This window comes from Enterococcus sp. DIV1368f (assembly GCF_051712245.1).
Taxonomy (GTDB): domain Bacteria; phylum Bacillota; class Bacilli; order Lactobacillales; family Enterococcaceae; genus Enterococcus; species Enterococcus faecalis.
In genome coordinates this window covers 1,391,877-1,407,722 of record NZ_JBIOON010000001.1, presented here as the reverse complement: position 1 = coordinate 1,407,722, position 15,846 = coordinate 1,391,877, and the positions used below count along the sequence as shown (strand labels likewise).

The 15,846-nt window shown below is 38.5% G+C and carries 15 protein-coding genes; all 15 read right to left on the bottom strand.

Annotated elements, in window-relative coordinates; genetic code table 11:
• Position 1 precedes the first annotated feature (1 nt).
• Positions 2–1,891, bottom strand: coding sequence for an ABC-F family ATP-binding cassette domain-containing protein (locus IGL07_RS07065; RefSeq protein WP_002365663.1), 1,890 nt, complete (start codon positions 1,889–1,891; stop codon positions 2–4).
• A gap of 109 nt (positions 1,892–2,000) precedes the next feature.
• Complete coding sequence (locus IGL07_RS07060; protein ID WP_002360309.1) at positions 2,001–4,055, bottom strand: cation:proton antiporter; 2,055 nt, start codon at positions 4,053–4,055, stop codon at positions 2,001–2,003.
• Between the two features lie 35 nt (positions 4,056–4,090).
• Positions 4,091–4,423: an ACP phosphodiesterase gene (locus IGL07_RS07055; RefSeq protein WP_002357572.1), complete on the bottom strand. Its 333-nt coding sequence runs from the start codon at positions 4,421–4,423 to the stop codon at positions 4,091–4,093.
• A gap of 77 nt (positions 4,424–4,500) precedes the next feature.
• Positions 4,501–4,977, bottom strand: a complete 477-nt coding sequence (locus IGL07_RS07050) for a hypothetical protein (protein WP_002369392.1) — start codon at positions 4,975–4,977, stop codon at positions 4,501–4,503.
• Between the two features lie 11 nt (positions 4,978–4,988).
• Complete coding sequence (locus IGL07_RS07045; RefSeq protein ID WP_002357574.1) at positions 4,989–5,183, bottom strand: hypothetical protein; 195 nt, start codon at positions 5,181–5,183, stop codon at positions 4,989–4,991.
• Between the two features lie 193 nt (positions 5,184–5,376).
• Positions 5,377–6,225, bottom strand: a complete 849-nt coding sequence (locus IGL07_RS07040; protein ID WP_002382324.1) for a DegV family protein — start codon at positions 6,223–6,225, stop codon at positions 5,377–5,379.
• Between the two features lie 75 nt (positions 6,226–6,300).
• The gene (locus IGL07_RS07035; protein WP_010817284.1) at positions 6,301–7,473 is read right to left on the bottom strand and encodes an LCP family protein; all 1,173 of its coding nucleotides are present in this window, start codon (positions 7,471–7,473) and stop codon (positions 6,301–6,303) included.
• A gap of 143 nt (positions 7,474–7,616) precedes the next feature.
• The gene (gene pheA, locus IGL07_RS07030) at positions 7,617–8,465 is read right to left on the bottom strand and encodes a prephenate dehydratase (protein WP_002374851.1); all 849 of its coding nucleotides are present in this window, start codon (positions 8,463–8,465) and stop codon (positions 7,617–7,619) included.
• 7 nt (positions 8,466–8,472) lie between these two features.
• A complete protein-coding gene (locus IGL07_RS07025; RefSeq protein WP_010817283.1) occupies positions 8,473–8,979 on the bottom strand; it encodes a shikimate kinase in 507 nt (168 codons plus the stop codon).
• A 19-nt stretch (positions 8,980–8,998) separates the two neighbouring features.
• Positions 8,999–10,285, bottom strand: a complete 1,287-nt coding sequence (gene aroA, locus IGL07_RS07020) for a 3-phosphoshikimate 1-carboxyvinyltransferase (protein ID WP_025189530.1) — start codon at positions 10,283–10,285, stop codon at positions 8,999–9,001.
• A 6-nt stretch (positions 10,286–10,291) separates the two neighbouring features.
• Complete coding sequence (locus tag IGL07_RS07015) at positions 10,292–11,386, bottom strand: prephenate dehydrogenase (RefSeq protein WP_010817281.1); 1,095 nt, start codon at positions 11,384–11,386, stop codon at positions 10,292–10,294.
• A 33-nt stretch (positions 11,387–11,419) separates the two neighbouring features.
• Entirely contained in the window at positions 11,420–12,586 is a 1,167-nt protein-coding gene (aroC, locus tag IGL07_RS07010) for a chorismate synthase (RefSeq protein ID WP_002357582.1), read from the bottom strand.
• Between the two features lies 1 nt (position 12,587).
• Complete coding sequence (aroB, locus tag IGL07_RS07005) at positions 12,588–13,664, bottom strand: 3-dehydroquinate synthase (RefSeq protein WP_010817280.1); 1,077 nt, start codon at positions 13,662–13,664, stop codon at positions 12,588–12,590.
• A gap of 22 nt (positions 13,665–13,686) precedes the next feature.
• On the bottom strand, positions 13,687–14,712 hold the full coding sequence (gene aroF / locus IGL07_RS07000) for a 3-deoxy-7-phosphoheptulonate synthase (protein WP_010817279.1): 1,026 nt from the start codon (positions 14,710–14,712) through the stop codon (positions 13,687–13,689).
• 36 nt (positions 14,713–14,748) lie between these two features.
• Entirely contained in the window at positions 14,749–15,615 is an 867-nt protein-coding gene (gene aroE / locus IGL07_RS06995; RefSeq protein ID WP_002377421.1) for a shikimate dehydrogenase, read from the bottom strand.
• Positions 15,616–15,846 lie beyond the last annotated feature (231 nt).

The following is a 15,846-nucleotide window of genomic DNA, read 5'->3' as shown; positions in this document are numbered from 1 at the left end:
CTTAATCCGCGTATTCACTCAAGTATTCCCAACGATTCATTTTTTCTTCTAACAATTGTTCCGTTGCTGTTACTGCTTCTTGCAATTCTTGTAAACGAACAAAATCATCACCCTGATGATTCATTTCTTCAGTTAATGTTTCTAATTTCGTTTCTAATTGTGTGATGTCTTCTTCAATTGTTGCCCACTCTTTTTGTTCCATATAAGTCAGCTTTGTTTTTTCTTTCTTTTCTGTCGATGCTTCTTTTACTGGTTTATTGAGCGGTTTTTCTTTGACCTTTTCTTGTTCTTTTTGGTTCGCCAAATATTCACTCATCGTGCCATAAAATGATAGGATCTGACCATTTCCTTGAAAAACTAACAATTTATCCATTGTTTTATCCAAGAAATAACGGTCATGAGAAACCGCAATTACCGCTCCTTTAAACGTTTGGATATAATCTTCTAAAATGGTCAACGTATCAATGTCCAAATCGTTGGTTGGCTCATCCAATAATAACACGTTAGGCTGACTAATTAATAATTTTAAGAGATATAACCGGCGTTTTTCTCCACCAGACAGTTTGCCAATCAGTGTGCCATGCATAAAACGAGGAAATAAAAAGCGCTCTAACATTTCAGCGACCCCAACGCTGCTTCCATCACTGCGTTTCACTTCTTCTGCTGCTTCTTGCAAATAAGCAATCATCCGTTGATTAGGGTCCATTTCTTCGTTTTGCTGGGTATAATAGCCAATTCGGACGGTTTCACCGATACTATATAGGCCACTCTCTAAAGGAATGCGGCCAGCTAAAATATTTAATAATGTGGATTTGCCTGCACCGTTTTTACCAGTAATGCCAATTCGATCGTTTGCTTGAATGAGTAAATTAAAGTCTTTCAAAAGCTGTTTATGATCAATGGCATAATTTCCTTCCTTGATTTCCAGAACTTTTTTCCCTAAACGCTGCGTGGCAAAGTCTGCTTCTAAGGTGCCATTGGTTTGTACCTGATGCAAGTTTTCTTTTAAATCCTGAAACCGATCAATTCTTGCTTGCTGTTTTGTTCCTCGTGCTTGAACGCCCGCTCGCATCCACGCAAGTTCTTGTTTGAAGAGGCGCTTTCTTTTTTCTTCTTGCTCTACAGCGACACGTTCACGTTCGGCTTTTTCCATCACATACGTTTCATAGTTTCCTTTGTATTCATACAGTTTTCCAAAAGAAAGTTCGAAAATCCGATTGGTTACTCGATCTAAAAAGTAGCGGTCATGGGTCACCATTAAAACCGCACCACGATAGTTATTTAAAAAGTTTTCCAGCCATTCAATCGTTTCATAATCCAGATGGTTCGTTGGTTCATCCAATAACAGTAAATCAGGCGCTTCAATTAAGACTTGCGCCAAGCTTACTCGTTTTAACTGCCCACCAGAAAGCTCACCTATTTTCTTTTCCAATGTGGGAATGCCTAATTTTTGTAAAATAATTTTTGCATTGGTATCTGCTGTCCAAGCATCTTGTTTATTCATGGCTTCTTCTGCTTGCGTGTAACGTCTTTGAACCCCTTCGTCTAAACCATTCTCACTTAAAGCAGCTAACGCTAATTCATAATTTTTGACCGCTTTTATGATTGGGCTGTCTCCTTGAAACACGGCTTCTGCAATCGTAATATTCTCGTCAAATGTTTGATTCTGGGAAAGGTACCCAATTTGATAATCACTTGGCTGCTGAATTGCAGCAAGATCACCATCACCGCTATCTACGCCAGCAATGATATTTAATAAACTGGTTTTCCCTGTGCCGTTAATCCCAATTAAACCAATGCGATCTTTTTCGTGAATCAAAAAAGAAAGATGATCAAATAGTGTTTTTTCCCCATATGTTTTGGTTAAATCTGTTACTTTTAATTCTTTCACCGACACTACCAACTCCTTCTATTTTGGTCTTGCTTATTGTATCAAAAATTGGATTATAAAAAAAGTGCATGAGATAAAAATCGTCTTGGTTTCATCTCATACACTATACTTATTCTTTATTAAAATTTTTAACAAATCGTTTCAGCGGAACATTATTCACTTCGCCGCTAATCGAATAACTCTCTAATAAATTGACATTTTTTCGTAACTCGTTTGCTTCGATAATTGAAATGCGTTCAGATTGTTCGTAATGATCAATCATCCGTCGTTCTTCTTGGAAGCCTAATAATAGGTCTTTGACATAGTCTGTCTCCGTATGAACAATATACGAATCAATAAATTCGCCTTTTTCAAACTTATGGGCTAAATCCAAGCGTCCGTCAATGAAAAAATCAATTAAATCATCATCATAGACACCGCGCAAATTATCTAAACTTTTTAGAATAACTTGAGAATTTCTTAGAAAAACTTGACGAATATTTTCTAATTCTTCGTTTCGTAATTCTTTTTCTTCTTCAGAAGCTTCACCACGATTGAAAAATAGCTTAGGATGTAAAAGAATCGAAATGATTTGTCGAGCAAATAATAACCAAAAGCCTACAATCGATAATAATTGTTTGGCAATCGACCGTTGCATCCGTGTAATCAAGCGTTGATACATACGATAACTTCTGACACTAATTTCTCCTTGTTTCAGACTTTCTTCTAAGCCGTCTCGTTCAATGGACACAATTAACGTCCGCAACTCTTGCACTTCTTGTTTTCGTTCTGCACTTAGCTGCTCGGTATACAATTCTTTTAAACGATCTTGATAATTTTCAATGACCGCATTCATTTCACCACGAGGATTCTCTTCATTTTGCTGTTTTAAGACATCAATGACATCACGTAATAAATCAATTTCGACTGACTCTTCATTTTCCACTTCCGTCTCTGAATCAGTTAAAAATGGTAAAACTAGAATCCCGCCAATCAGAGTCACCAAAATAACACAAGCCGTAATGAATAGTAATAACGGTCGTTCTTTAAAATGCTCGCCGTTAATCGCTGTTGGCAAAATAAAGATGGTGGCTAAACTCACTGTTCCTTTAACACCGCCAAAAGTTAAAATCAGCATTTCATTCATTGCGTTTTTAACTTTTTTAAGGCCATGTTGAAGCGTGTAAACACTGAAAATGGCTAAGAAACGAATCAAAAAGACAACGGCGCTAATAATTAGAACAACCATTAGTAGGAACCAGTTTGAATATTGTTGGTCAATCCAAATTGGCGAAAACACTTGAGAAAGTTCAATTCCTAAGAATAAGAAAACTAAGGCATTTAAAGTGAACTCAATCATACTCCAAATACTTTCGCCAACATTTGACAGCTCTGCTTCAAAAAGCGAAACTTTTTTCAAACTAGACGCTTGCATAATTCCAGCAATCACAGCGGCAATAATTCCAGAAACGCCAATCAACTCTGAAATTAAATAAGCAATAAATGGCAAGAGTAATTCAATCAACAAGTAGCCTGTAACATCTTTTGCCACTGCAGTTTCAAGTAAATGAACAATTTGCTGTTTTAATAGAACTAACACGATTCCGACTACCGCTCCACCAATACTGGAAATAACCAAGGTCCCTGCCGCTTCCACCGGCGAAAATGACCCCGTTAATAAAGCCGCTAATGCAAATTGAAAGGCTGTAACGCCTGATGCATCATTAATGAGTCCTTCACCAGATAAAATGTTCATCGAACGTTCAGGAATGTCAATTCGACCTGATAACGAACCTACCGCCACCGCATCCGTTGGCCCTAGAGCCGCTCCAAAAGCGAAGCAAGCGGCTAATGGTAAAGTAGGCAAAATCATATGCAGGGTCCAGCCGACTCCGACTAAGGTAATTAACACACCAAAAAAGGCCAAGAAAAGAATCATCCCGAAATTTTTCATCATTGCTTTCAGATTGATTAGCTCCCCTTCTCTAAATAAAAGCGGTGCAATAATCATTACTAAAAACACTTCAGGCTCAAATTCAATTTCCTGCCCCATTTTAGTTAAACCAATCAGAACGCCTACAATAATTTGCACAATTGGCAGCGGAATGACGGGAACAATCCGGTTGAATATGTTTGAGAAGGTAATAGACAGTGCAAAAACAATGATTAGAAAGGTAAATTCCATCCTATCATTCCCTTCTATATTAAATTTTTATTGACTTACCGATCAAAACATTTAAGTAATTTTTTCTTTTTAAGAATAATTTTCTTTTCGACTTCTTCTAACTCAGAACTGCGTTCGCAAAGTTCCAATTGAGCGCGTCGTGCTTCTAAACGAAGAAGTTCTCCTTTAATTAATTCAATTTTTTTGTAGCGTAAGAAATTTTTCTTTTGCATACGTTCTGCAAAGTGTTGTCGTTTTTCTTCAGGGATTGCTTGATATTTCTTTTTCAAGTCAGCGACACACTTTTCAAATTCTTCACTCACCGAAACAACTTCCTTCCAAAATTTAATCTGACTAATTATAACAAATTTTACCAAAAGTACAAGCAAAATTGCTTTCTTTTTTTCAAAAGAAATTCAGACAAAACTTAACGCGGGAAAAGCTGATTTCTAGGAGCTGAACATGGTTAATCTTCATTAACAATAATATCAATTTCTGCCTCTTCATTCATCCGTGTTGAAAGAAAAAGAACCATTTCTTCTAGTGGCGCAGAAAAGCGTAAAACCACCCCTCTTCTGCCTTTTTTTAAATACCCTAAACGAATACCGTTCGGCTTTTGAACAAGGACAATCTTTTCGATATCTTTAAAGGCCGTGCCCCGATTGTCAAAAGGATGCGTAATAATACAGTCCTCCGCAAAACCTCTTGCATCGTAAAGAAAACTGAAGATGATCAAAATATATAACACACTTCGAATCATTTCAATTTTATCTCCTGCCGAAAATGCATTGGCCAGAATCATTAAACTAAAAAAAGCAACTAGATATTTTGTTGTAGGATGTTTTGCAGCCGGAATTACAATACTTTTACGTACGAAGTAAAAGTAACCATACATAACGACGACAAATAAAAATAGCAATAACGTAAATCCATCGATAATCACAAACGACTCCTTTATTTCTTTTTCTTTTGAATATCTGTTAATATATCATTTATTTCTTTAATTTCTTTTTTTGATTCGTTAATCTTTTTGATAACCGCCTCACGGTTTTTTCCAGGCGGTAAGTCAATTGATTCTTGGTAGTAGTTTGCTAAAGCTTGAACTTTTTTCATTTTTTCGCTTTGCAACAAGGCTATATTTCTTTTCATTTAACCGCCTCCTCTTCCTTAGTATACATTACTTTGTAAGGAATTGCTTAATTTGCAAGATATTTTCTAATAAAAAGGAGTAATTTTACATTTTCTTATAAACAAAAAGTATTCGGCTGAGTAACAGCAGCAAACGATAAAATAATAGAATAAAAGATGAGACAGAAGTAGTTCACTTTTGTCTCATCTTTTATTATTGAGCTGAAATCGCTAAACCAATTGCTTTTTCCCCTAGGTGGGTCCCAATAACTGGACCAAAATGACCGATTTCAATTTCTGCATTTGGGTATAGCTTTTGTAATTTTGCTTGTTCTTTTTCAGCAACGATGCGGTTATTGGCATGAATCACATACAGTTTAACTGGTGCTTCAATCCCTGCGTTTCGTTCACCAATAATCTTTTCTGCACGAGCAAAAGCTTTCTTTGTTGAACGGATTTTTTCAAATAATACAATTTTTCCATCTTCAAAAGTCAAGATAGGTTTAATCTTCAATAGCCCAGCGATCAAGGCTGCGCCATTCGTTAAGCGACCGCCACGAACTAAGTTGTTCAGATCTTCTACAATTAGATATGCATACGTATTGTCACGAATTAAATCTAATTTGGCAAAAATTTCTTCTAAGCTGGCTTTTTCTTCTGTTAAATCTAAAGCAGCTTCTACCATGTGTCCCATTGGCATACTTGTAATTTTTGAGTCATATGGATACAAAGCAACGCCTGGGATTTCATCAGTAAGTCCGTGCAATGTATGAACAAAACCAGAGATTCCTGAAGAAAGATGAATGCTGATGATGGTGTCGTACCCTTGTTCAGCGATTGATTTGTAAAGCTCTAACACTTCTCCTAAAGCAGGTTGTGAAGTCGTCGGAAATTCTTTACTATTATTTAGCAATGCATAATATTCATCTGCTTCAATGTCAATGCCTTCGTTGTATATTTTTCCATCTAAAATGACTGGGATGGGAATTACAAAAAGATTCGGATGATCTTTAATGCGCTCGGGTAAATAAGCTGTACTATCTGTCACAATAGCAATTTTCATTTTGTAACCTCGTTTCACTAATTTTCCACGTTGTTTCTAATATAGCATAAAAAAGGATATTTTAAAATGCTTTCCTTATTCGTTCAGGAATTTTTCGATGGCGTCAGCATTTTTTTGTTCATCTACTTCTAAAATACTGCCTGCATAAGAGGATTCACCAAAATTCCAAGAATCTGGTACCGGAACCGATAATGACTCAACCCCTGCTTTTCCTTTAATCAACAATGATGGTCCATTCGTTAACATGAAACTAACAGGCACATCTGTCGACATATAGCCGACTAATTTCCCAAGTGATTCTGGGGTTCTTAATAAAGTCATTGGGTTTTTCATTTGGCTCATTACAGCTGACATAACTTGTTGTTGGCGACGAACCCGACCAAAGTCGCCTTCTTCATCCATCCTAAAGCGAGCGTATTGAAGTAAGACATGTCCATCCATGACCTGTTGCCCTTTTTCAATATCAACGCCATCTAAATTCAGTGATTTTTCTGCATCGATTTTGACACCTTTTGGAAACATAGAGTCAACAATTTTTTCAAATGATTGGAAATCTACCTTAGCATAATATTTCGTATCTAAATTAAAGTTTTGTTTTAACGTTTCACGAACCAATTCAGCACCGCCATAAGCGTATGCGGCATTAATTTTATTCGGCCCGACACCAGGAATGTCCACGAATGTATCACGCATAAATGAAATTAATTTCGGTTTTTTTGATGGTCCATTTAGTTGGAGAACCATTATTGTGTCGGCTCGTCCAGCATCTTCCCCACGTGTATCGCTGCCAAGAATTAAAATATTCTTAGCCCCATTGCTACTTTTGACACCATTAAATGTTTCTACTTTTTCTTGAGGCAACGAGTCATCATGTTCTGCTGCAGATTTTCCTTTTAAAAACATGACTGTACTATAGGCAAATAACAGAATCAATAGGATCACTAGCCATTTGAAAAAGCGTTTTGTTTTTGATTTTTTACGTTTCTTTTTTGGTTTCTTGTCTTTTTTTCCGCGGGGTGGTTGGTCAGAACCGTTGCAACCACCTGAATCTGTTTGATGTCGCCTCTCACTTCTGCGACTGTCCTCAGTATAGCTGTCTTCGTAAACTGGCTCTTGAAGGCTTTCAGCTAGTTCTTCTGGTTCTTCTTCTCTATGTTCACCCATTGATTTTCGGGGATTAAAGGTCTTTTTATGCTCTGCTGGTCTCGATTTTTCATGAATATGTTTATAACGATCTACACGACTCATCGTGTCACTCCTTTACCTCTGTGTTTTATCACCTTTCTTAGGATACCTCATTTCGCAGGAAATTCCTATTACAAATATGTAATTTAATAAAAAATGAAACTCACTTTATCTAATAAGTAAGCTTCATTTTCATTTTTAACTCTTTAAAGTGTGGACAAAACATAGATCGGGTAATCCCCTAAAATTTTTATTTCTGCGCCAATCAGTTCCAGTTCTGTTAAAGCTGCTTCAATTAGTTTTTCTGGTTGATCATTCACTAAGTCCATTAAAAAGAAGTACTCTCCGAGCTTTGTTTTCAACGGCCGCGATTCTATTTTGCTAAGATTAATCCCTCGCCAACTAAACACGCTTAATGCTTTGTGTAAAGAGCCAGGAACATTACTTGGCATCGTAATCGCCAGCGTTATTTTTTTCTCAGATAGCGGGAAAGAAATCGCTAAATTTTCAGAACCAAGAACCCAAAATCGGGTTTGATTTACCGATAAATCTTGTATATTTTTTTCAACAATGGTCAAATCATACATTTCCGCAGAAAGTTTTGGTGCAATAGCTGCAAAAGGTAATTCTGGATGTTCTGCAATGTATTTGGCGGCGTAAGCTGTTGAAGGCGTTGCTTCTAAAATCGCTTCTGGAAAGTTTTTCTCTAGAAACATCTGCGATTGAGCTAATGCTTGCGGATGTGATAAAATTTTCTGACTTTGTTGCCAGATCGCTTGATTCTCTTTTGCCACCATTAATTGTTGTTGAATCGGTAAAACTAACTCTGCTTGGACAGGTAACTGCGCTTGATGATACAAATAATCTATCGATGCGTTAACAGTTCCTTCAATCGTGTTTTCTATTGGAATAATGCTACATGCCACTTCTTGCTGTTCAATTGCTTTCAAGCAAGCTGGAATCGATGCGTACGGTATCAATGTAGCATCAGGAAAAGCAGCCAACGTTGCACTGTACGTAAAGGAACCAATCGGACCTAAATAACCAACTTTCATCGTTTCTCTACTCCTTTAATTGTTGCAGAATTTCATTGATAATTTCTTCTGGCGAGCGATTGGTCGTATCAATTGTCATCTTCGCACATTCTTCATAAAAATTTTTACGAGACTCAAATAAAGTAATGATTTCTTTTGAAGAACGTTCTATAGCTAAGGGTCGTTGGTTTTCAGTATCTTCTTTGATTCTTTTTAACAGCTCTTCTGGTGTCGCATGTAAATAAATTACTTGCTGAAAAGATTTTAATAAGCTACGATTTTCTGGTCCGACAACAATCCCGCCCCCAGTTGAAAGGACGGCTGTATTTTTTGACAGCTCCTTTAAAAGTTGGGTTTCCTGTTTTCGGAAAGCTGCTTCACCATATTTTTCGAAATAGTCAGGAATTGAGCGTCCTATTTTTTCAATTAACGCTGTATCTAAATCAAGATGAGGCATCTTTAGTTTATTGGCCAAACTTTGGCCGATAGTTGTTTTACCCGCACCCATGAAACCAATTAAAACAATGCTTTCCATGGTTCGTTATCCTCCTTCGTTAACAACTTAAACGTTCCAAGTCGTCAAAAAATGTTGGATAAGAAACTGAAACTGCTTCAGCCTTATCTAATTCAACAGTGCCTTCTTTTACAAGTAATGCAGCAATTTGTAACATCATCCCGATACGATGATCCCCGTAACTGGTAACTCTTCCACCATGTAAAGAAGTTGGTCCATGTATAATTAAACCATCATCAGTAGGCGTGATGTCGGCGCCTAAAATTGTTAATTCTTTCGCTACTGCATCAATCCGATTGGTTTCTTTGACTTTCAATTCTTCTGCATCTCGAATGATTGTCGTGCCAGTAGCCTGAGTAGCTAACAAAGCAATAATCGGTAACTCATCAATTAAACGTGGGATAATAGCGCCACCAATCTCTGTAGCTGTTAATTGACTCGTTTTTACAAGTAAATCGCCAGAGTGATTGGCCTCATCTTCATTTAAAATAGTGACGGAACCACCCATGTTTTTAATCACATCTAAAATACCTGTCCGCGTTTGATTTAAGCCAACATTTTTCAGAAGTATCTCGCTATCTGGGACTACTAAACCCGCAACTAAAAAGAAAGCCGCAGAAGAGATATCACCGGGAACTACCACGTTTTGACCTGTTAATTGTTGTGGTCCAGTTAACATAATTTTTTTATGGTCTACTTCAAGCGTCCCACCAAATTGTCGAATCATCTCTTCTGTATGATCACGTGTCTTTTCTTTCTCAACCACTACAGAAGTGCCCTCGGCTTGCAAAGCGGCGAATAAAATAGCCGATTTCACTTGAGCACTCGCAACAGGCATTGTGTAGTCAATCGGTTGCAAATTTTGAGTCCCGCGAATAGAAATTGGCGGAAACTCTGTTTGCTGAACCCCTTGACATTCCGCTCCCATTTGGTTTAAAGGAAGCATTACACGATTCATCGGTCGTTTGGCAATAGACGCATCACCAGCTAGGCGCGTTTCAAAGGGACAGCCAGCTAAAATGCCCAGCATTAGACGAATTGTTGTCCCTGAATTTCCAACATCAATTGTATTCTTCGCCTTTTTTAAGCCTGCAAATCCTTGCCCCTCAACGGTGATTGTCGTCCCGTCATCTTCAATGTTCACACCCAAAGAACGAAACGCCGCTAAGGTACTTAAACAATCTTCGCCTCTTAGAAAATTTGTAATCGTCGTTTTTCCAGAAGAAATCGCTCCAAACATAATACTTCTATGGGAAATCGATTTGTCGCTAGGAACCATCAGAGTCCCTTGTAAATGTTTCACATTTGTACGTAGTTGCACCCTCATCACCTCTTATTTTTCATAACACGTATAGTTCGTTTTTTTAGATAAAATTTGTTTTGCAGCTTGGCAGTCTGGTTGATTTTTAAAAGACAATTGAAGAATCCCATAGATTTCTTCTCTCGTTTCTAAAATTTTAATATTTGTAAGAGAAAGGTCCGCTTCGCCTAAAATTTGCGTAATTTCAGCAATGATTCCTGGTTGATCTGGTACATCAACAAACAGATCATAGAAAGCGGGGATTGCGCCTTCTTTATGAATGGGCAACTGAGCACGTGTTTCTTTGGCCTTATCAAAAAAATTACGAATAGCTGGGGCATTTTTTTCTGTTAACCATTGGCAAACAGTAGTCATCTCTTTTTGCCAATTTTCTAGTAAGTCCAATAATACTAAGCGATTGCTTAATAAAATATCCGTCCACATCGTTGCATCAGAGGAAGCAATTCGAGTAATATCTCTAAATCCTCCAGCCGCTAGCTGCTGTGCTCTAGGGTAAGTGGTATTCAGTTGCTGACTTTCGTTCACTAAAGCTGCGGCAACAATATGTGGCAAGTGACTTAGAGCACCAGTAATTTCATCATGTTCCTGTGCAGGCATCGTAATAAACTTCGCATGCGTTCCTTTTAGTAACGTTTGTAACTCCTGAATCTGTTTGCTTTTTTCGCCATGGTCATCGGTAAAAATATAGTAGGCATTTTCAAACAAACGTTCATCAGCGGCTGTTACGCCGGATTTATGTGAACCAGCCATTGGATGACCACCAATAAAATTTTTCATGTTAAGCTTTGTTGCTAACTGATTAATTTCCACCTTGGTACTACCCACATCTGTGATCAGAGCAGTTTCTAGTGATAATTGGTTTAATTCTTCTAGTTGTACTAAAGTTGCTTTAACTGGGGAACAAAGAAAAATAATCTCTGCTCGTCTTGCCCCACTTGTTAAAGATTCAGCTACCTCGTCAATTAGACCCGTTTTCTTAGCAAATTCAGTTGTATCCGCTTGATTATCGAAACCGATAATCTCACTGCTGGGATGTCCTTTTTTGATACACAAAGCCAGTGAACTCCCGATTAGCCCTAATCCTACGATTAAAATACGTTTCTTCATTTTTTTCCTCCATATACTTGCGACTTTCTTCCATTAAAAGTTTTGAGTATATAGACGATAACGTTTCACTGCTTCTTTCATTTGTTCAAATGAGTCACTATCAAATTTTTCGAGCATAGCCTTCGCTACTTCCGTTGCAACAACGGCTTCACAAACAACGCTAGCGGCCGGTACCGCCGTGCTATCAGAGCGCTCAACGCTGGCCTTATAAGGCTCTTTTGTATCAATATTCACGCTTTGTAATGGTTTATAAAGGGTTGGAATAGGTTTCATGACACCACGAACGATGATTGGCATTCCGTTGGTCATTCCTCCTTCAAAACCACCCAAATTGTTGGAAGTTCTGGTATAACCTGTACTTTCGTCCCAAACAATCTCGTCCATCACTTGACTACCAGGGCGTTGTGCCATTTCAAATCCAATGCCAAACTCAGCACCTTTAAAAGCATTGATGCTTACAACAGCTTGCGCAATTTTGGCATCTAGTTTACGATCCCATTGAACATAGCTACCTAAGCCAGCTGGAACGCCACCCACAAGTACTTCTACTACCCCACCAATTGTATCGCCATTTTTCTTGGTTTGGTCAATTAGTTCTTTCATTTTTTCTTCTACGGAAGGATCTAATACGCGAACGGCAGATTGTTCAGATCGTTCTTGAATTTCACGAATCGTTAAATTTTCAGGAATCGTAGCTTCAATCCCGCCTAATACCGCGACATGCCCAGCGACTTGGATATCCAGTTCAGCTAAGAGTTTTTTAGCAACCGCACCAATCGCCACACGCATCGTTGTTTCTCGTGCCGAAGACCGTTCTAAAACATTCCGTAAATCATCATGTTGATATTTCATGCCACCGACTAAATCAGCATGTCCTGGACGTGGTTTGCTGACGCGGCGGATTTTCTTTTGTTTTTCAGGAACTGGCTCTACTGACATCACGGAGGTCCAATTTTTCCAGTCTTTGTTTTCGACAATCAACGTTACTGGTGAGCCAAGTGTTTTACCATGCCGAATACCCGAAGTAATACGTACTTGGTCTTTTTCAATTTTCATCCGTCCCCCACGACCGTAACCGCCTTGACGTCTTGCTAATTCTCGGTTAATCTCTTCGCTACTTAAAGGCAAGCCGGCTGGTAAGCCTTCAATAATAGCAGTTAATTCAGGTCCATGTGATTCGCCTGCTGTAATAAAGCGCATCTTAAATTCCTCCTTCTCTATTTAAAAATGCTCGAATTTCTTCCGTTGGTAAAGAGACAATTTTCGCTTGACCAATTTTTTCTAAGACAATGATTTTAATCTGTCCCCCACGTGTTTTTTTATCATGTGTAATTGCTTGATAGAGACGTCCTTCTGGCCAACGATCTGTCGTTACTGGTAAATGAAACTTTTCTAGCATGGTGACCAACTCTTGGGTAGTCCCAAGTGGGGAAAGCCCTCGTTGTTCTGCGACTTGAGTTATTTGAATCATTCCTAAAGAAACGCCTTCACCGTGAGCAATCACCCCGTAACCAGCTGTATTTTCTAATGCGTGGCCGATCGTATGCCCAAAATTCAGAATCAAACGTAAGCCCAAATCTAATTCATCTTCTTCGACGACATCACGTTTAATCTTGCAACAGGCCGTGATAATTTCTTCTGCATGTACCACTAAATCTTGTTCATTTTCCAAAGAGGATAAACGATGCCACAATTCAACATCAGCGATAGCTGCTGATTTTACAATTTCTGCAATTCCTTCACGCACACGTCTAGGTTCTAATGTTTTAAGTGTATTAGGATCAATTAAAACCCCATCTGGTTGGGCAAAAGTACCGACAAGATTTTTGGCTTTTTTAGTATTAACCGCTGTTTTACCTCCAATGCTACTATCTACTTGTGCCAGTAAGGTTGTTGGTACTTGCAAAAAGTGAATGCCGCGCATATAGGTTGAAGCGACAAATCCAGCTAGATCTCCCACAACGCCTCCACCTAAAGCAATTAGACCATCACTTCGAGTCAATTGCTGTTCCGCTAAAAAATCATAAAGCAGTTGAGCTGTTTCGAGGCTCTTACTTTGTTCACCTGCCGCTACAGCAATCAATGATGTTTCAAAACCAGCAGCTTGCAATTCTTTCTCAACAGCTGCGCCATATAATTTATTCACCGTTTCATCGGTAATAATCGCTACCCGTTGTGGCTGCCACAGGCTACGTACCCAAGTGCCAATTTTATCTAAGGCACCTGTTTCGATGGTTAAATCATATGAATGTGTAGGTAACGTTACGGTTAATTTCATGTCCTCTACTCCTCTGTCTTTACTAATCTTCTAAAGCATTAATTTCTTTCATTGCTTTTTCGATGATATGAACTTCTTTCATCATACGTAGGTAAGTTTTTTCATTCAAGGATTGTGGCCCATCTGACCACGCATTCGCTGGATCTGGGTGAATTTCTACAATCAAGCCGTCCGCACCTGAAGCAACACCTGCTCGGGCCATTGGCGGTACTAAATCCCAGATACCAACACCATGACTCGGATCAACAATAATTGGAAAATGACTTAATTTTTTAATTAAAGGCACCGCACTTAAATCAAGTGTATTGCGCGTAGCGGATTCGTACGTACGAATCCCACGTTCAATGAAGATCACATTGAAATTTCCTTGCGCAGCAATGTATTCAGCTGCGTTTAGCCATTCATCAATCGTACCGGCAATCCCGCGTTTTAAGCCAATAGGTTTTCCAGTTTTACCAACCGCTTGTAATAACTTGAAATTTTGCATGTTGCGCGCACCGATTTGTAAAATGTCACTGTATTTTGCGACAAGTTCTAAATTCGCTTCATCCATCACTTCTGTAATGACTTGCATATCTAATTCATCAGCCGCTTGGCGAATGTATTTCAGTCCTTCTTCTTCTAGTCCTTGGAAAGCGTATGGCGACGTTCTAGGTTTGAATGCACCACCTCGTAAAATTGTTGCACCGCCAGCTTTAGCAATTCGCGCACATTCACGAATCTGATCTAAGCTTTCGATTGAACAAGGGCCCGCCATCATGGTCATACTGCCGTCACCGATTTTAACACCGTTCACATCAACCACTGTATTCTCTGGATGAAATAAACGACTCGTTAGTTTGTAAGACAACGAAATGCGGACACTTTTTTCCACGCCTTCTAATGCTGTTAACTCTGCTTCAACTAATTTTTCTGTATCACCAATCAAGCCTATCACTGTTTTTCCATTATCTTGACTTGTTTGAGTAGTTAAGCCTGCACCTGTTACTAAATCAATGACTTGTTTCATTTGCTTTTCGGTTGCATTTTCTTTCATAATTACGATCATTATATTCTCTCCTCATGCCTTTAAACGGCGCTCTTTTTATCTATTTTCAATTTTACGTTTTACGACTGATACAGGCATTTTTTGTCCTGTCCATTGTTCAAAAGCAGCAGCTCCTTGATAAAGTAGCATGTCCAAGCCGTTGCTTGTTTCTGCGCCACGTAAACGGGCTTCTTTTAATAACTGTGTTTCTCTGGGATTATAAATAGCATCATACACAAATAACTTTGGTTGAATCATTGCATAATTTTCTATAGGACTACTATGCGCATGTGGATGCATACCCACACTCGTTGCATTAACTAACAAGACGCTTTCAGCAACATCTTTTGCTAGTTTTTCAGTATCCGCTAAATCGTTTAAATGGATTACACAGTTGGTTCGTTCAGTGAAATTTGCCAGTTTTTTTTGACTGTCGTTAAACCCCGCGCTTTTCCTGTTGTAAACGGCGATTTCTTTCACGCCATCTAAAGCAGCTTGGGCAATGATTGATAAGGCTGCACCACCTGTTCCTAAGATGGTCATTTTATTCTGAAAAACGTCAACCTTTTTCTCTTTCAAACTCCACATAAAACCAGTACCATCTGTGCTGTCTCCGTAAAGTTTTCCATCTTTGTTGACAATCGTATTAATTGCGCCAACCAGTTGAGCGGTAGGACTTAGTTCATCCATATAACTTACAGCCGCCACTTTATTGGGCATTGATAAGTTGGCCCCTAACATGTGAAACGTTCGAATCGCTTCAATTGCTTGTGGCAATGTCTCTTGTCCAACGTCAAACGCCAGATACCGAGCATCAACTCCTAAATTTTGAAATGCTGTATTATGAATCAACGGTGAAATACTGTGTTGGCTGGGTTTCGCGAATAGCCCAGCTAAACGAGTAGATCCAGTTATTTCTTTCATCCTGTGTGCTCCTTTACGAAATTTTTTTAGTAAGTTTCTGAAATCCTAATTTTTGGCCAAACAAAAAGGATATTCACAGTAAATTTTAAGAAAAATCTACAGTGAATACCCTACAAAAAAGCAATATAAAAGCCACTATAGATTTTCTTAAATCTACATGGCTGAAAGTCATCTTAAATTTCCCTAGCCATTATAGATACAAACGTTTGTTGTCTGTACCCATAATGTTAT